This window comes from Acetobacter malorum (assembly GCF_002153605.1).
In the GTDB taxonomy this organism is placed as follows: domain Bacteria; phylum Pseudomonadota; class Alphaproteobacteria; order Acetobacterales; family Acetobacteraceae; genus Acetobacter; species Acetobacter malorum_A.
Genome location: NZ_JOPG01000008.1, coordinates 38,332 through 55,166 on the forward strand (window position 1 = coordinate 38,332; position 16,835 = coordinate 55,166).

Here is a 16,835-nt window from a genome sequence, read left to right on the forward strand (position 1 = left end):
AGTCAGTCAAAATGCAGGGTCTCCCGCTCTGTTACCAGACAGGAGAGGGGCTGGTCATACGGGCCTGTGGGAAGCTGCTCCACTTCCTGCGCTGCCAGTGCATAGCCCACGCTGCGCACGCCCGGCAGAGAGGCCAGCGTGCGGTCATAATAGCCGCCACCATATCCCAGACGGTTACCTGTGCGGTCAAACCCCAGCAGGGGGACCAGCACAAGGTCAGGTGTGAGTGTGGGGCCGTCTGGCACCTGTGTGCCAAAGCGCCCGCGCAGCATGGAAGTGTGAGGAGTCCACAGCCGGAAGCTCAGCGGTTGCCCGCGTGGGGGCGTGTCCGGCAGCAGAACATGGCGTCCGGCGGAACTGAGCTGATGGCAGAGGGCGCGAAGGTCAATCTCGTGGGGAAGGGGCCAGACACAGGCAATGTGCTGACACTCTGTTGCCAGCAGCGTTTCTGCAAGACGGGCGCAGAGCAAAGCGTCCAGCCCAGCCGGCCGGGCTTTGAGAACAGAGAGGCAGCGTGTGCGCTGTGCCTGCTTGGCCTCGGCTATGGCCGGAGGGTCTGAAATCAAAGAAGATGAGTGCGAAGCCGCCATGGCCGTTGGTCTTTCAACCTCCAGGACCTGCTTGTACAGGTGGGCGCCGGATAATGTGACCAGGGCCACAACAGAGCCAGCTCCCTAGGAAGTGCTTATCGGCCCAGGGAATGACTCGCCTGACGCACCGGGCAGCTCCGCCTCTTCTATGTAGGCGTCCTCAAGGCTGGCTGCAATAGCTTCCGCATGTTCTGCCATATCAGTCAGGCGGCTGTTCATCAGCATCTGCTCTGTACGCAGGCGCTCGGCCTCCTCCACAGCCTGTGTTGTGCTCTCTGGCACATGCTGGCTGGAGAGGTCTTGAATTTCATCCGCCATGAACAGGGCGGCCAGCACCAGCACCCGGCTTTCCCCGGTAAAGCCGAGGTCCCGCACGCGCTGCACGCGGCGCTCAACCTGCTGGGCCATGGCCTGAACGTGCCGTTCCTCGCCGTTTTCACACCCGACGGAATAGCTGTGGCCATTAATGCGAATTGAAACAAGCGCCATGGTTATTTATCTTCCGGTCGGTCCGCGTGGGCCAGAGCGTCGCGCACGCGGCTGATCAGCACATCAACATTGGCGACGAGTTCCTGCGTATCCACACTCTTGCGCTGTTCGGCCTGACGGCTTTTATCAAGAGCGAAGGAGATACGCTGCAAGGCGCGGTTCAGCCGGTCAATCGGATCAATTTCTGCAGGTGAGGGTGTTTCTGCCGGCACAGGGGCGGCAGGGTCGTGTAATTCTGTCAAAGATGGTCCGGGACCCTGATCTTGCATTCTTGTCTACCCTTCTCTCAAAAGGAATCACCCGCAAACGCGGCGGCGTCAAGCATGGTCATGGAAAACAATCCACTTTTATCCCCTTCTTTTCTGCCTTTGGGCTTCTTTACACTTCATGATTACGCCACCGGTATGGCAATCTGTCACGCCGCGCGGAATGCAGGCGTGCTGACGCAGCAAACTGCCATGGCCCCCTTCGGGTTCCTTTCCGCCCCCGGTGCAGCGGGGTTTATGGGGGTGCCGTGGTGGCAGGCGCTTATCCGCCAGCTGGAGCAGGAGAGCGGTTTCCAGTATTTTCATGCTCTGGATTGCGGCGGCAGTGTGGGACATGCGGTGATGGCGCGAACGCTCGGTCAGAAAAATGTCATTTTACAGACCGATTCTGAACGCATGACCGCCGTTCGCGTTCTGTATCAGACATCTGGCGGGCACCTTTTTTCAGTCCGTCCGCCATCATTTGACCTTACGGGTCCGCTATCTGCAAAAACGCATCTTGCCGCGTATTTCATGCGCAGTTATTGCCAGTGAATGGTTCCGGGAAATACAGGCCCGGATGAAAGCCAAGAGGAAGGATTTCCCAATGACGCTTACCCCCCAGGTTAAGGCTATTCTTGATCAGTACGAGAGCGATAATCCCGGTACAAAAACAAATCTCGCCCGTTTCCTGAATGCAGGTAAACTTGGTGGCACGGGTAAGCTGGTCATCCTGCCGGTTGATCAGGGCTTTGAGCATGGTCCGGCGCGTTCCTTTGCGGCTAACCCGGCAGCATATGACCCGCACTATCATTTTGAACTGGCGATTGAAGCCGGACTGAGCGGCTACGCAGCCCCTCTGGGCATGCTGGAATGTGGCGCGGCAAAATATGCGGCTGAAATCCCTCTGATTCTCAAGTGCAACAGCTCCAACAGCCTTGCTACGGAAAAAGATCAGGCTGTGACCGGCACCGTGGCTGACGCGCTGCGTCTGGGCTGCGCAGGCATTGGCTTTACCATCTATCCGGGGTCTGAATACTGCTTCGACCAGATGGAAGAATTCCGTGAACTGGCAGCAGAAGCCAAGGCAGCTGGTCTGGCTGTTATCCTGTGGAGCTACCCGCGTGGCCCGCTGCTGGATAAACCGGCTGAAACCGCTGTGGACGTGTGTGCCTATGCAGCCCATATGGCGGCTCTGTGTGGCGCGCACATCATCAAGGTGAAGCCGCCGACGGAACTGGTTGCTCTGCCCGCCAACAAACCGGCTTATGAGCAGAACCACATTGACGTCTCCACGCTGCCGGCCCGTATCCGCCACGTAGTACAGTCTACCTTTGCCGGCCGGCGCATCGTGATCTTCTCCGGTGGTGAAAAAGCCGGGACGGACAACCTGCTGACGACAATCAAGGGCATTCACGATGGCGGCGGCTTCGGCTCCATCATCGGTCGTAACGTCTTCCAGCGTCCGAAGGCGGAAGCTCTGGATCTGCTCAACCAGATCATCACCATCTTCAAAAGCTGAAACAGCAGACGTGACGACAGGACAGGGGGCCGGGATGACGGCGTATGATGTCTATCTCGCAACCCCCGTTCTGCGGGATGTCGAGGCTTTTCTGCCAGATCTGGTGCGGGGGATGCAGCAGCACACCCCCGCTGCCGTTCTGCTCCGGCTGGCCGATGCGCCAGAGGCGGACCTGATTAAAAAAATTCAGACCATTCAGTCTGTTGTCCATGCGCAGGATATTGCCCTGATGCTGGAAGACAGACCGGCTCTGGCTGCCAGAAGCGGGTGTGATGGTGTGCATCTGTCCACCGGGTTTGCTGATGCCTCCGTCAGGGATGTGCGGAAGCAGATTGGGGATGATCTCCAGCTGGGCGTGTCTGTTGGCGGGAGCCGTGATACCGCGATGCGGGCCGGTGAATCCGGGGCTGACTATATCAGTTTTTCAACCGCTATCCCTGTGGTTGCGGCAGAGGGCGAAGCCCCGGAAAGCCTGACAGACCTTGTGCGCTGGTGGTGCCTGGTAATGGAACTGCCCGCCGTGGTGGAGGTTGAAGAGCCTGCGCAGGTTGCGGCGTTTGAGCAGGCGGGGGCGGACTTCATCCTGCCTGGCCCGGCGTTTTGGGAAAATCCGTCCCTCTGGCCATAGTTCAGCCATGTCCCTCTGCCATGCCTGCACCCTGATCTTCAGCTTGAAGACCGGCCTTTATGGCCGCATACAGGCTGAGGACGTTTCAAAAAGGGTAGTCCCATGATGAACAAGAAAACTCTTCTGGCGCTGGTTGCTGTCGCCGGGCTGACGGGTGCAGCCTCTTCCGCACAGGCGCAGAGCTTTGGCAGCATTGGGCAGAACGCTCTTTCCGCTGCTACCAGCAGCGCCAAGAGCAGTGCCACTGGTATGGTGGGCAACATGCTTCCCAGCCTGTCTTCCGCCAGCACCAGCAACCTGACGGGTGTTCTGGGCTACTGCGTGCAGAACAATGTGCTCTCCGGTGCAAACGCAAGCTCCGCCAGCTCTCTTCTGAGCAACCTGACGCAGCAGCAGGGTGTGACGTCTTCCAGTGGCTATAGCGCAGGTCAGCAGGGCCTTCTGCAGACGGGTGATAACCAGATGTTCTCTCTGGCAAACCTCAAAGGCCAGCTGAAGACCAAACTGTGCAACATGGTGCTGAGCAAGACGCAGTCTCTGCTGTAATCAGCTGAGTAGCGCATTAAAAAAGCCTGCCGGTTGAAAAACCGGCAGGCTTTTTTTGTGCTTAGCGCGTGGCGCTGTTTTGCAGGACTGGTGGGGTCGCAAGAGTATTTGCGCCTCCCGTGGCCCGATGGCCGGGGATAGGCTGCGGCACAACCGGGGTAACCGCAACCGGGGCCGGGATACCTTTTGGTGTGTCTGCCCGTACCGCCTGCGTTGCACGTTTGGCGATGGTCAGAGGGGGATCATTTGCCGGGGGCAGCAGCAGGGACTGCGTGAAATACAGCCTGCCGTTGGACTGCGGGATGCCCGTAACCCACAGGCGTGTCGTCATGCCTGCGCCATTGCCTAGAATAATCTGGCCGGTTGGTTGATCAACCCAGGCGGACAGAATACGGCCATTCAGCGTCGGCAGGCCGACGGAATGGGTGGGAGAGGCCTGAGCCGCAACGCGCAGCTGATCAACCGACCATTCTCCCTTCACAATGGAATAGGACAGAATATCGCGCAGAAGAGCCGCATTTTCAGGCGCGTTCAGCTTGCTACCGGTCGGGGTCTGGTAATTTTCCAGCACGGCATTCGGGATGCCGAACACAGTATAAGGCCCGCTCTGCTGGATGGTGCCAAACAGCCCTGTTGTGTTCAGGCCGTGCACATAATTGGCCATCTCAATAGCGGTGGGCAGCGTGTCGGAAAGCGGACGGTCGCAAAAGGCCGGGCTTTCCGGGTCCGCATACGCAATGGCGCTGTCCGGAATACCCTTCTGGTTTTCTGCTGCCGTCTTACCCGGTGCATAGGTCCGCTCACCAGAGACGGTGGGGAGCATATAGGAACAGGTGGAGGTCGGCGTAACGTAAGGGTCCTGCCGTGCCTGACTCTGGCACCCGGCCAGAGCTGTCAGAGCAAGGAAGGCAGGGGCCAGAAGAGTCGGCTTTAACGGTGTGCGTGCCTGTGCGCAGCGATGCCACATGGGCGTCTCCCAAAAAATCATGCCCTGAAAAATCCAAGTAGAGTCGTGTGGCAGATTGCGCCGGGCATGGTCAGCATCCGTCTCCCCGCATTGTCCAGGCGGAGACAACTCCGTTTACCAGCTCAAAATTGGTCTGGCAGGTGTAGGTATAGGCCGTGCCTGTGCCGCCCCAGCCGCCACCGCCCCATCCGGGGCCGCCCCAGCCACCACCCCAACCACCATAGCCGCCCCAGCCGCCACCCCAGCCGCCGTAACCCCAGCCGCTCATGGGCATCATGGAGTAGTCAGTCTGTTGGTTGATGTAGGAGAGGAAGGTATGATTGCCGGAAACAAACTCGCGGGTGGGAACACCATAGGTCCGCACCACATCAACAGCCTGTTTGCCAATCATGGAATCCAGCTGGCGGCGTTCTTTGGCCGTGGGAACCTGGCAGGCAGCCAGAGAGAGCATGCTCACCAGAAGAAGAAGTTTTCTATGGGTCATGACGAAGATCCAGACAGGGTGAAACATGCCACCCCGGTACCGTGTGCGCAGACTACCGGGGGCGGGTTAACAAACACATACGCTAAATCTTGCAGACTAACGGCTCAGCCACAAGACATCCTGTATTCGCCGCGCCCCGCAGCTTAACATGACCAGCCTGTCAAACCCCAGTGCAATCCCGGAACAGGGGGGCATATGGGGCAGGGCGTCTAGAAGGCTTTCATCCATCGGCCAGTCTGGCCGGGTGGGGTAGAGTGCGTTGCGGGCTGCGCGGTCAGCCAGAAAGCGGCGGCGCTGTTCCGCTGCGTCTGTCAGCTCCTCAAACGCATTGGCCAGCTCCATGCCTGCGGCATACAGTTCAAACCGCAGGGCGACGCGCGGGTCCGTGGGGTCACGCCGGGCCAGAGCAGCCTGACTGGCGGGCCAGTGGGTCAAAAAGGTTGGTCGTGCGCGGCCTATGGCGGGTTCCACCCGTTCCAGCAGGAGCCGGAAAAACAGATCTTCCCAGTTTTCCCCGGCGCGGAGGGTGCAGCCTGCGGCCTGCGCCAGTGCTGTAGCGTCCCCTTCCGTGGGAAGCAGGTCTACACCGGCGTGAACGCGGAAGGCTTCTTCCATAGTCAGCCGCTCAAAGGGAGACTGGATGTCCAGCGTCTGGTCCAGACCGGGGCCGGTATGCTCCAGCCGGGGCGGGAGCACGGCGCGAACCAGCGCTTCGGTCTCATCCATCAGCCCGTCCAGACCGATGCCGGGGTGATACCATTCCAGCATGGTAAATTCCGGAGCGTGCAGAGCGCTCTTCTCGCCATTGCGCCAGACTCGCGCAAACTGGAACACCGGCAGGCCCGTTGCGGCGACAATCCGCTTCATCGCAAATTCCGGGCTGGTGTGCAGGAACAGGTTTTCCTGCTCCCCCTGCGGTGTTTCCTGCACCGTGTAGAACGGGTGCAGATGTACTTCTTCCCCCGGTGTGGGCACGGCATAGGGTGTTTCCACTTCCATATGGCCTCGGGATTCCAGAAAGGCGCGGATGCCCCGCGTCATTAATCCGCGACGGCGCAGGAAGGGCAGGCGATCCCGAATATGGTCCGGGTCAGAGGAAGCGGAATGGGTTTGTGGGATTGCAGGAGAGGACATGGTGAGAGTAGAGCCGTGACATGTCTCATCCGGTCAAGCCCCTTCCGTCCGCCCGCAGGCTTTTGCGTACCCCAGAGGATCTGATTGCCGCGGGTCTGGTTCCGCCTGAGCAGAAAGATGCGCTGGAAGCCGTAGCGCAGGATTATGCCACCGCCATTCCGCCCGCGTTTCTGGACCTGATCGAACAGCCGGATGACCCCATTGGCGTGCAGGTCATCCCCTCCCCAGAGGAACTGCTCATCACGCCTGAGGAACGCTCGGACCCGATTGGAGATGAGGCGTTGTCTCCCGTGCCGGGCATTGTGCATCGTTATGCGGACCGCGCGCTGCTCAAGCCTCTGCTGGTGTGTCCGTTGTATTGCCGTTTCTGTTTCCGGCGCGAGCATGTCGGGCCGGATGGCGGCGTGTTGGATGACGCCGCGCTGGAAAAGGCACTCGACTGGCTCCGGTCCCATCCCGCCATTCGGGAAGTGATCCTGACGGGCGGGGATCCGTTGATGCTGTCCCCTCGTCGGCTGGGGCAGATTATTACGGCCCTCTCTGCCATGCCGCATGTCACCACCATTCGTCTGCATACCCGTGTGCCGGTGGCAGCACCCGAGCGGGTAACGGATGCACTGCTGGACGTGCTGGAAACCGATAAAGCCTTGTGGATGGCGGTCCACATCAATCACGCGCGGGAAATGTCAGAGGCCGCACAGGCCTGCCTGAAGCGCCTTGTACGGCGCGGTGTGCCGTTGCTGGGCCAGTCCGTGCTGCTGCGTGGCGTGAATGATAGCGAGCAGGCGCTGGAAGATCTGTTTCGTAGCATGGTGGAAGTGCGGATGCGGCCCTACTACCTGCACCAGCTCGACCCGGCTCCCGGCACGGCGCGCTTCCATGTGCCCGTCGAGGAAGGCCAGAGGCTGCTGGCGGGCTTGCGCGGGCGCGTTACGGGGCTGGCCTGGCCAACCTATGTGCTGGATATTCCCGGTGGCTACGGCAAGGTGCCGCTTGGCCCGGACTATGTGGACGGCGCGTTGCAGGTGCGGGACCCGGAAGGCCGCTCGCATACGCTGCAAAGGTTATAGGAGGGTCTTATCGTGGCCGGCGACCGGCTGCGACCTCCTGCCCCAGATCCCTGGGCATCCGGGCAAAGCCGAACGTGCCGATCAGGACAATGACGGCGGTAATCAGAAACGCCATGTGAATTTCCGGCAGCCCTACAGTCGGATGCCCGTAAAAAGACTCCAGTAGTGTCAGGCAAAAGGCGGTGAAGGCGACCCCCGCGGTTGAGCCGGTCTGGCCCAGTATGGACATCATGCTGGTCGCTTTGCTGCGCTCAGCCGTGGAGATATCGGCAAAGGCGACGGTTGAGAGGCTGGTCAGTTGCATGGAGCGTGTCATGCCCGCAAAGGCCAGCGCCAGCATCAGCAGAATATCCGGCGTCTGTGGGGTGAGAAACACGAACAGCGCCAGCGAGAGCGCGACCAGAAACCCGTTGAAGAACAGGATATTCCGAAAGCCGCCCCAGCGCAGAATGGTGGAGGTAAACGGCTTGATCCCCAGATTGGCGCAAAAATAGGCCAGAAGCCATGTGCCGGCTCGTGCCGGGGAAAAGCCAAAACCAAGCTGGAAAAACAGCGGCAGCAGGAATGGCGCGGAGGAGAACACACCCCGGAAAATGAGACCCGGATAGAAAGACGCATACCGCAGGCTGTCATGCTTCAGCACAGCCAGCGAGAGGATAGGTGTGGGATGTTGGCGCAAATGCCGGATGGCCAGCACGCCCGTCACACTGCCCACCAGAATGAGGGCCAGAGCCATCAGACGGGCGGGGCCGGTCTCGGCAGAGCGTTGCAGACCCGCCAGCAGGCAGGTCAGGCTGCTGGCGCATAGCACAAGCCCGCGGATATCCAGCGGAGGTGCTTCTTCTCGCGGGGCGGAGGGCACAACCCGCAACACCGCGATAATCGCCAGCAGGCCGACAGGCAGGTTCAGCCAGAAGTTCCAGCGCCAGCCGATGGTCTGGGTAATATAGCCACCAAGCACTGGGCCGATAATAGGCGCTGTCAGAGCAGGCCAGACGGTGACGGACTGCGCCCGCATGAGATCCTGCTTAGGCGTGTAACGCAGCATGATGGCGGTGCCGATGGGCATCATGACAGCCCCGGCAAGCCCTTGCCCAATACGGGCGCAGACAAATTCTGTCAGCCCATGCGCCACCCCGCACAGAAAGGAAGAGAGCGTGAACAGCAGCATAGCCATCCACATGATGCGCTTTTCACCAATTCTGGTCGCCAGCCATGCAGCCAGCGGGGCGACGGCAGCGGAGGCCAGCATATAGGCCGTCACCCCGAGCGACAGATCCAGCGTCTTGACCCCAAAGGAGCGCGCCATCTGCGGCAGAGAGGTGTTGATAATGGCCCCGTCCAGATTCTGCATGAACGTCGCCATGGCCATAATCAGGGCCAGAAGAGGCGAGTAACGCTGAACAACGTCAGATGTGGAGGCAGGGGAAGAAGAGGGGAGGGAAGTATCAGTCCGGGGCATAGGCTTTGCGTAGCTGATTTTTCAGACAAACGCGCTATGAAAGGACGCCGTTCCCTCCCGCAGGATTATTCGCCGACTGCGCCGCCGCCGGGATGACGGCGGTCATACCCGCCATAATAGCGGGCGGTGCCTTTTTCCCCCAGACGCGGGCCGCCGACCAGAATGCCTTCCGGCATGCCCCACGGCGCATGAGGCGAGAACGTATAGCCTTCATGCTCCAGCGTTTTTTCAACGTCAGGAGAGACGGCGCCACTTTCCACTTCCACAGCTTCCGGGAGCCACTGCTGGTGCAGGCGCGGCAGGTCAATGGCCTGCTGGATATCCAGCCCGTAATCCACCACGCCTGTCACAACGGAGAGAACAATAGTGGGAATGCGGGAGCCACCGGGGCTGCCGATGACCAGCACCGGCTTGCCATCCCGTGAGAGGATGGTTGGGGACATGGAGGAAAGCGGAGTCTTGCCCGGCGCAATGGCATTGGCAGCGCTGCCCACAATACCAAACATGTTGGCGGAACCGGGCTTGGCGGAGAAGTCATCCATCTCGTCGTTCATGAAAATACCGGTGTTGCCGCCAATCACCTTCGCGCCGAACCAGCCGTTCAGCGTGTAGGTGGTGGAAATGGCAAACCCGTTCTTATCAATCACGGAGAACTGGGTCGTCTCGTGCTTCTCCGGCGTGCTGTCCCCGGCTTGCAGGGTGCTGGAAGAGACCGCTTTATCCGTGGGGATATGGGCCCGCACTTCTGCCGCGTAGGCCGGGTCGAGCAGGTGGTCTTCCGGGTTCTTCACAAAGGCCGGGTCGCCAAGGTCACGCCGGTCGGAATAGGCGTGGCGCATGGCTTCAATTTCATAGTGCAGCGCGGGGGCTGTGTGCAGGCCAAGTGCGTGCATGTCATAGCCGGAGAGAATATCCAGAATTTCGCACAGAGCGATGCCGCCACCGCTGGGCGGGGGAGCAGTTTCCACCTGAAACCCACGATACTGGCAGCGCAGCGGCGTCAGCTCACGCGGTGCGTAATGGGCAAAATCCGAGGCCTGAAGCAGGCCGCCATTTTTGTTGGACTCCGCCACAATGGCCCGCATGATCGGGCCTTTATAGAAGGCATCCGGCCCATGCTGTTCAACCTGCTCTAAAGAGCGAGCAAGGTCTTTTTGCACCAGACGGTCCCCAACCTGCAGGGGGGAGCCATCGGGCCGCAGGAAAATGGAGCGCGCAAACGGGTCCGCCCGGAAGGCGTCAGTTGAGGTGTTGAGAAGGGCAACATCGCCTTCTTCCAGCACAAAACCGTCCCGCGCCAGCGCAATGGCCGGGGCCATGACGGCTTTGCGGGAGAGGTGCCCCCATCTCTGATGCACACTATCCAGCCCGGCCACGGTGCCGGGCACGGCAACTGCTTTCCAGCCGGTGACGGACAGATCCGGGATCACATTGCCTTTGGCGTCCAGATACATATCGGCGCGCGCAGCAGCAGGTGCTTTTTCCCGGAAGTCGATAAATACGGCCTGTTTGCCCGGCTCCCGCAGCAGCATGAAGCCACCACCGCCAATATTGCCTGCTGCCGGATAGACAACAGCCAGAGCGTAGCCCATGGCGACTGCCGCATCCGCTGCGTTGCCACCCTGCGCCAGAATACGGGCCCCGACCTGCGAGGCGAGCTTTTGCGCGGAGACGGCCATGCCATGCAGCCCCGGTGTAGGGGCCTGTGGAGGCAGGCCTTCCGGCTGGCTGGTGCCGTAGGCGAGCGGATCCGGTGCATCGGCAGCCTGTGGGGCTGCGGCGAAAGACAGAGTAGGCAGGCTGCCTGCCCCGCAGGCCAGCAGAACCAATGCGGCAGAACGCAGTGCAGACAGAGTGCGGTCAGGCAGAACAGGCATGAGGCTCAGCTTTCAGTCGGGTAGGGCGGGCAGGTGTAGCCAGCGGGAGAGAGAGTGAAAATCTCATAGCCGGTTTCTGTCACGCCCAGCATGTGCTCGAACTGAGCAGACAGAGACCGGTCCCGCGTGACAGCCGTCCAGCCATCATCCAGAATTTTCACGTCAGCTTTGCCGATATTGAGCATCGGCTCAATGGTAAAGACCATCCCGGCTTTCAGCTTCATGCCTTCTCCCGGTCTGCCGTAATGCAGCACGGTGGGTTCTGCATGGAAGGTGCGGCCAATGCCGTGCCCGCAGAAATCTTCGACAATGGAGTAGCGGTTTTTTTCAGCCAGCGTCTGAATGGCGTGGCCGATATCACCCAGTGTTGCACCGGGACGCACCACTTCAATACCGCGCATCAGGCAGTCATAGGTGGTTTTGATGAGCTTGGAGGCCTTCAGCGGCACCTTGCCGACGGTGTACATGCGGCTGTTATCACCATACCAGCCATCCACAATGGAGGTGACGTCAATATTGACGATGTCACCTTCCTGCAGGGCCTTGTCACCCGGAATGCCGTGGCAGACCACATGATTGATGGAAATGCAGCAGGATTTGGGGAAGCCGCGATAGTTCAGCGGGGCCGGGATGGCACCGTGATCCAGCGTGTATTCATGAATAATGCGGTCAAGTTCCCCGGTGGTCACGCCCGGTTTGACGTAAGGGGTAATCATATCCAGCGTGGCGGCCGCAAGGCGGCCCGCGGCGCGCAGACCCACAAAATCCTGTTCGTTATGCAGAACAATACCGTTTCTGCCCGCCATGCTGAGACTCCCTTATTTATACAGCTCTCGTTTTAAAGAGAGGTGCAAAATGGAGTCAGGGCGCGGCAAAGGCAACCCGCTTCCGGGAGGGAAGCGGGTATTAAAGAAAAAATCAGGTATGATTACGTGAGGTATGGCCAGCATGCGCCCGATGTGTTGTGGCGGTAGCCGGGCGCACCTTCGCCCCGATCAGGCGGATATGGTGCCCGTTGGCAACCGGCGTTGCCAGCACGTAGCGGCGTCCATGACGCACTGTTGTGTGGCGCGCTGCCGGGGCTTCCGCCACTTCCATGGGGGCGTGGCGTGAGGAAGCCGCCGCCAGCATGATCACACGGCCACCGCGTGTGCGGTGGGAGGGAACAGTGTTGCGGGCCAGAACCAGCGGACGGGCAACAGGAGCCACACCCTCAGCGTCAAACCCACGGTCAAGCTGATCCGCCATGGCGAGTGTACGCTGGGTGTTGGAGGACGCCCCCATCACCACGCCGACCAGCCGCACATCATTGCGGAGGGCGGAGGTCACAAGGTTACGGCCTGCTTCCTGCGTGTAACCCGTCTTCATGCCGTCTGCACCGACATAGGCTTTCAGCATCGGGTTGTGGTTGGGGATCATCCGCCCGTGGAAGCGGAAGGCCGCGACAGAGAAGTAATGATAATCTTCCGGAAAGTCCGTCACGATATGGCGGGCCAGAACAGCCAGATCACGCGCGGTGGTCAGCTGGTCCGGGTCAGGCAGGCCGGAGGCATTGCGGAAGGTGGTGTTGCTCATGCCCAGTGCGCGGGCCTGCTGCGTCATCATCGCAGCAAACTGAGGCTCACTGCCGCCGCCCAGAAGTTCACCCAGAGCGCAGGCGGCATCATTGGCGGATTTGGTCACCAGAGCCAGCATGGCCTGCTCCACCGTGAGGTGAGAGCCGGGAACCAGACCGAGCTTTGAGGGTTCCATAGTGGAGGCATGGATGGAAACAGGTACAGCCTGATCCAGCGTGATGGTGCCGGCGCGCAGAGCAGAGAACGCCATATACAGCGTCATCAGTTTTGTCAGACTGGCAGGATAGCGGCGCAGATCCGGATCTTCCTGAGAAAGGACAGCTCCCGTTCTGGCGTCCATGACAATGGAGCTGATCTGCCCGGCATACTGTGCGTGAGCGGCACGCTGCGTCACAAAGCTGCCCAGCGCCACGCCTGCCATCAGGCCTGCCCATTTGCGCAGGCTGGAGCGGCGTTTACGTGGGGTTTCAGCCTGTTTGCGGCGGCCTGTTCCGTCTCCTGCTGCGTGAATATCTGGCACTGCGCGATCCTACCTGGTTTTTCTTCAGGATATTTAAGTGTGGTAATTCAGATAGTAAGACCGCGTCTATAAGAAATCTGGAGACCCCGGACTCTGGCGCGGTGATGTTGTGTGTAAAATGTCAGACCTGCATGTGGCACAAATAAGGCATTTTCCCCAGTATTGTCTTGATTTTGGAACGTTTCTCAGGCCCTAAGCCTCTTCCATCCCTCAGGTGAATACCAATATGATGTCTCATGATTTTTTCTGTCAGAAACCGGACCCGGAGTTCTAGCCCGATGGTATCGCGTCATTTTTCAGTCCTGCATGCGGGCAACGGGCCGTCACGGCGTGATGCCGGGGGGGCCGATTCGGGTGATGATCTGAACGACGTTGGCGTGGTGGTGCGGGCGCGTCCTAAAACGCGCAAGCCCGCCATGTATAAGGTTCTGATGCTCAATGATGACTACACGCCAATGGAATTTGTCGTGCATGTGCTTGAGCGTTTCTTTCAGAAGACTCGGGATGAAGCCACCACCATCATGCTCAGCGTGCACAAGCGCGGTGTAGGCGTGTGTGGTGTCTTTACGTATGAGGTGGCCGAAACCAAGGTCACACAGGTGATGGATCTGGCCCGCCAGAACCAGCATCCGCTGCAATGCACGCTTGAAAAGGACTGAGTGCGGAGCAGCAGAAAAAGCACAGGCTCCATTTTTTGTGCAGTTGTGACTCGCAATTCCTCGCAAAGCAGCCAAATATGATGTGAAGGTCCCGGACAGGGCGGCGGTTAAGCCACACCATTCCGGGCATCTGGGGAAAGGAGCGTCTCGTCATGTTGTCACGCAATCTTGAGCAGACGCTACATCGGGCACTTATTCTGGCCGGCGAGCGGCATCATGAATATGCCACGCTGGAGCACCTGCTGCTTGCCCTGGTTGATGATGCGGACGCCGTAACGGTGTTCCGGGCGTGCGGTGTTGATCTTGAACGCCTGCGCACCGATCTGACAGGTTTTCTTGATAAAGATCTGGCCGGGCTGGCCTCAGACCGCCCGACCGAACCCAAACCAACGGCCGCGTTCCAGCGCGTGATTCAGCGTGCGGCCATTCATGTACAGTCCACCGGGCGGGATGAAGTGACCGGGGCCAATGTGCTCGTGGCCCTGTTTGCCGAGCGTGAAAGCCATGCTGTGTATTTCCTGCAGTTGCAGGACATGACGCGGCTGGATGCTGTCAATTTCCTTTCTCACGGTATTGCCAAGGCACCGGACCGTTCAACGCGCCGCCCTGTAACGGGCACCGGCAACAATTCCGGCCCTGAAAAGGGTGAAGACTCTGAACGCGGTGAAGCACGCACCCAGAAAAATCAGGATGCGCTGTCGACGTATTGCGTCAATCTCAACGCCAAGGCGGAAGCCGGTAAGGTCGATCCGCTGATCGGGCGTGATGAGGAAGTTGAACGCACCATCCAGATCCTGTGCCGCCGCACCAAGAACAACCCGCTGTATGTGGGCGATCCGGGTGTGGGCAAAACAGCGATTGCCGAAGGGCTGGCCCGCCGCATTGTGGAAGGCAACGTGCCGGAAGTGCTGCTGAAGGCCACCATCTATTCTCTGGATATGGGGGCGCTACTGGCTGGCACCCGCTACCGTGGGGATTTTGAAGAACGCCTGAAAGCTGTGGTGACGGAGCTGGATCAGGACCCGCACGGCATCCTGTTTATTGATGAAATCCACACGGTCATCGGCGCCGGGGCGACGTCTGGCGGGGCGATGGATGCGTCCAACCTGCTCAAACCTGCACTGGCTGCGGGAACGCTGCGGTGCATTGGCTCCACGACTTATAAAGAGTTCCGCCAGCACTTTGAAAAGGACCGCGCACTGGTGCGCCGGTTCCAGAAAATTGATGTGCCGGAACCGAGTGTGGATGATGCCGTCAAAATTCTGCGCGGCCTGAAGAGCAGCTACGAAAAGCACCACAAGGTGCGCTACACGGATGACGCCATTCGTGGGGCGGTGGAGCTATCGGCCAAATATATTCATGACCGCAAGCTGCCGGATAAGGCGATTGACGTGATTGATGAGGTCGGTGCGTCCCGTATGCTTCAGCCGGAAGGGCGGCGGCGGAAAACCGTCAACCTGAAGGACGTGGAAGACATCATTGCCCGCATTGCGCGCATTCCGCCCAAGAGCATCTCGGCGGATGACAAGGAAGTGCTGCGGTCTCTGGAGCGCGACCTGAAGGGCATGGTGTTCGGGCAGGATCAGGCGATCGATACGCTCTCTGCGGCGATCAAGCTGTCCCGTGCCGGGCTGCGTGACCCTGAAAAGCCGATTGGTAACTATCTCTTCTCCGGTCCTACAGGCGTAGGGAAAACCGAGGTGGCGCGCCAGCTGTCCACCACGCTGGGGATTGAGCTGATCCGCTTTGACATGTCCGAATATATGGAGCGGCACTCCATCTCGCGTCTGCTGGGGGCTCCTCCGGGCTATGTCGGGTTTGATCAGGGTGGCCTGCTGACCGATGCCATCGACCAGCATCCGCATGCAGTCCTGTTGCTGGATGAAATCGAGAAAGCCCACCCGGACCTGTACAACGTGCTGCTGCAGGTGATGGACCACGGGCGGCTGACGGACCATAACGGCAAGACGGTCGACTTCCGGAATGTCATCCTGATTATGACCACCAATGCCGGGGCCTCTGACCTCAGCAAGGAAGCGATCGGCTTTGGTCGGGATGCGCGGGAAGGGGAAGATGAGGAGGCAATCAAACGCCTGTTCACCCCGGAATTCCGCAACCGCTTGGATGCCATTATCCCGTTTGCCAACCTCACGCCGGAAACGGTGGGCTGCGTGGTCGAGAAGTTTGTGCTTCAGCTGGAAGCTCAGCTTGCAGACCGTAACGTGACCATCGAGCTTTCTTCCGCAGCCAAGGAGTGGCTGGCAGAGCGTGGGTATGACCGGCTTTACGGTGCGCGTCCGCTGGGGCGTGTCATTCAGGAGTTCATCAAGAAGCCGCTGGCTGAAGAACTGCTGTTTGGCAAGTTGACTAAGGGCGGCGCTGTGAAGATCGGCCTGAAGAACGACGCACTCGTGTTCGATATCCTGCCGACCAAAACATCTGGCAGTGCAAAAGAAGATGAGGCCGGCAATGAGCGGGAAGAAGAAGCCGCCGACTGATCCGGCTTATGATTAAGACAAAAGGAAACGGCCCGTCTGGATAGTCAGACGGGCCGTTTTTTTATTCGTAGCGCGTGCCATTTACAGTCACGTAGCCCGGCACATGCCAGGATCTGCCGGTGCCGTGATGCGTCCAGTCCACGCCCTGCCGGCGGATGGAATCGTAATAGTAGCGGCCAACGACTTCCACCTGATCCCCTTTGTTGACCCACGGCCAGGCCGGGGCGTGCATTTCATCCAGCCCCGAGACAATACGGATGGACACCGTGGGCGTTACAGCAAGATAGAAATAACCATGCCAGCCGCTACGGGTGTGCTGCGCTTTGGGGCTGACAGCCAGCACGCTCCCGCAGATATGCACAGGGGTGTCTGTTCTGGCCCCGCCATTTTCAAAAGCGAGCTGTTTGGACAGAAAATCCTGATTGTCGCAGGTGGGGGAGACAGTCTGGGCGACATCAGTCCTTTCGGTATGTCTGCTGCGGGCCTGTGCCGGCGGTGTCAGGCTTGTAAGGCCTGCAAGCAGCAGAGCAGCGGCAGGAAGCAGGCGGGAATATGCCATCATAAACA

Annotated in this window: 17 protein-coding genes, 1 other RNA gene and 1 pseudogene; 7 read left to right on the top strand and 12 right to left on the bottom strand. The window is 59.7% G+C overall.

What is annotated here, in order from left to right:
• Window positions 1-2: 2 nt before the first annotated feature.
• The 4 genes and pseudogenes from HK23_RS04250 to HK23_RS04265 all read right to left on the bottom strand — a co-directional run bounded on the left by HK23_RS04250 (window position 3) and on the right by HK23_RS04265 (window position 1,321).
• Window positions 3-590, bottom strand: a complete 588-nt coding sequence (locus HK23_RS04250) for a 5-formyltetrahydrofolate cyclo-ligase (RefSeq protein ID WP_086653006.1) — start codon at window positions 588-590, stop codon at window positions 3-5.
• A non-coding RNA gene (ssrS, locus tag HK23_RS04255) (6S RNA) lies at window positions 577-731 on the bottom strand. The genes HK23_RS04250 and ssrS overlap by 14 nt, the downstream gene beginning before the upstream one ends.
• Before the next feature lie 156 nt (window positions 732-887).
• A pseudogene (locus HK23_RS14720) lies at window positions 888-1,079 on the bottom strand (cell division protein ZapA); the annotation flags it as partial.
• A 2-nt stretch (window positions 1,080-1,081) separates the two neighbouring features.
• Complete coding sequence (locus HK23_RS04265; RefSeq protein WP_086653007.1) at window positions 1,082-1,321, bottom strand: hypothetical protein; 240 nt, start codon at window positions 1,319-1,321, stop codon at window positions 1,082-1,084.
• A 162-nt stretch (window positions 1,322-1,483) separates the two neighbouring features.
• On the opposite strand from HK23_RS04265, the gene HK23_RS04270 reads away from it, so the two are divergent.
• The 4 genes from HK23_RS04270 to HK23_RS04285 all read left to right on the top strand — a co-directional run bounded on the left by HK23_RS04270 (window position 1,484) and on the right by HK23_RS04285 (window position 4,020).
• Window positions 1,484-1,879 carry a hypothetical protein gene (locus tag HK23_RS04270; RefSeq protein WP_143217477.1) on the top strand — a complete coding sequence of 132 codons (396 nt, stop codon included), beginning with the start codon at window positions 1,484-1,486 and terminating at the stop codon, window positions 1,877-1,879.
• 52 nt (window positions 1,880-1,931) lie between these two features.
• Window positions 1,932-2,846 (top strand): class I fructose-bisphosphate aldolase, encoded by a 915-nt coding sequence (locus HK23_RS04275; RefSeq protein WP_063907677.1) that lies wholly within the window; start codon window positions 1,932-1,934, stop codon window positions 2,844-2,846.
• A 10-nt stretch (window positions 2,847-2,856) separates the two neighbouring features.
• Window positions 2,857-3,474: a thiamine phosphate synthase gene (locus HK23_RS04280; protein WP_256940070.1), complete on the top strand. Its 618-nt coding sequence runs from the start codon at window positions 2,857-2,859 to the stop codon at window positions 3,472-3,474.
• A 102-nt stretch (window positions 3,475-3,576) separates the two neighbouring features.
• Window positions 3,577-4,020 (top strand): DUF2501 domain-containing protein, encoded by a 444-nt coding sequence (locus tag HK23_RS04285; protein WP_086653010.1) that lies wholly within the window; start codon window positions 3,577-3,579, stop codon window positions 4,018-4,020.
• Window positions 4,021-4,081: 61 nt separating this feature from the next.
• Here the strand turns inward: HK23_RS04285 and HK23_RS04290 are convergent, their stop codons facing one another.
• The 3 genes from HK23_RS04290 to epmA form a co-directional block, all read right to left on the bottom strand.
• The gene (locus HK23_RS04290) at window positions 4,082-5,008 is read right to left on the bottom strand and encodes a fasciclin domain-containing protein (protein WP_086653011.1); all 927 of its coding nucleotides are present in this window, start codon (window positions 5,006-5,008) and stop codon (window positions 4,082-4,084) included.
• Between the two features lie 49 nt (window positions 5,009-5,057).
• A complete protein-coding gene (locus HK23_RS14725) occupies window positions 5,058-5,471 on the bottom strand; it encodes a hypothetical protein (RefSeq protein ID WP_086653012.1) in 414 nt (137 codons plus the stop codon).
• A 96-nt stretch (window positions 5,472-5,567) separates the two neighbouring features.
• Window positions 5,568-6,605 carry an EF-P lysine aminoacylase EpmA gene (gene epmA / locus HK23_RS04300; RefSeq protein ID WP_086653013.1) on the bottom strand — a complete coding sequence of 346 codons (1,038 nt, stop codon included), beginning with the start codon at window positions 6,603-6,605 and terminating at the stop codon, window positions 5,568-5,570.
• 20 nt (window positions 6,606-6,625) lie between these two features.
• Here epmA and HK23_RS04305 point away from each other — a divergent pair, with 20 nt between their 5' ends.
• The gene (locus tag HK23_RS04305; protein WP_086653014.1) at window positions 6,626-7,675 is read left to right on the top strand and encodes a lysine-2,3-aminomutase-like protein; all 1,050 of its coding nucleotides are present in this window, start codon (window positions 6,626-6,628) and stop codon (window positions 7,673-7,675) included.
• Between the two features lie 7 nt (window positions 7,676-7,682).
• Here HK23_RS04305 and HK23_RS04310 read toward each other — a convergent pair whose 3' ends face one another.
• The 4 genes from HK23_RS04310 to HK23_RS04325 form a co-directional block, all read right to left on the bottom strand.
• The gene (locus HK23_RS04310) at window positions 7,683-9,137 is read right to left on the bottom strand and encodes an MFS transporter (protein ID WP_086653015.1); all 1,455 of its coding nucleotides are present in this window, start codon (window positions 9,135-9,137) and stop codon (window positions 7,683-7,685) included.
• A 65-nt stretch (window positions 9,138-9,202) separates the two neighbouring features.
• Window positions 9,203-11,014 carry a gamma-glutamyltransferase gene (gene ggt, locus HK23_RS04315; RefSeq protein WP_086653016.1) on the bottom strand — a complete coding sequence of 604 codons (1,812 nt, stop codon included), beginning with the start codon at window positions 11,012-11,014 and terminating at the stop codon, window positions 9,203-9,205.
• A 5-nt stretch (window positions 11,015-11,019) separates the two neighbouring features.
• Window positions 11,020-11,820, bottom strand: a complete 801-nt coding sequence (gene map, locus HK23_RS04320) for a type I methionyl aminopeptidase (RefSeq protein WP_061502163.1) — start codon at window positions 11,818-11,820, stop codon at window positions 11,020-11,022.
• A 112-nt stretch (window positions 11,821-11,932) separates the two neighbouring features.
• Window positions 11,933-13,012 (bottom strand): D-alanyl-D-alanine carboxypeptidase family protein, encoded by a 1,080-nt coding sequence (locus HK23_RS04325; protein ID WP_082881688.1) that lies wholly within the window; start codon window positions 13,010-13,012, stop codon window positions 11,933-11,935.
• Window positions 13,013-13,389: 377 nt separating this feature from the next.
• On the opposite strand from HK23_RS04325, the gene clpS reads away from it, so the two are divergent.
• Together clpS and clpA are read left to right on the top strand one after the other, a co-directional pair.
• The gene (gene clpS, locus HK23_RS04330; protein ID WP_063907671.1) at window positions 13,390-13,770 is read left to right on the top strand and encodes an ATP-dependent Clp protease adapter ClpS; all 381 of its coding nucleotides are present in this window, start codon (window positions 13,390-13,392) and stop codon (window positions 13,768-13,770) included.
• Between the two features lie 152 nt (window positions 13,771-13,922).
• Entirely contained in the window at window positions 13,923-16,268 is a 2,346-nt protein-coding gene (clpA, locus tag HK23_RS04335; RefSeq protein WP_063907670.1) for an ATP-dependent Clp protease ATP-binding subunit ClpA, read from the top strand.
• Window positions 16,269-16,329: 61 nt separating this feature from the next.
• Here the strand turns inward: clpA and HK23_RS04340 are convergent, their stop codons facing one another.
• The gene (locus HK23_RS04340; protein WP_086653035.1) at window positions 16,330-16,827 is read right to left on the bottom strand and encodes a DUF3465 domain-containing protein; all 498 of its coding nucleotides are present in this window, start codon (window positions 16,825-16,827) and stop codon (window positions 16,330-16,332) included.
• Window positions 16,828-16,835 lie beyond the last annotated feature (8 nt).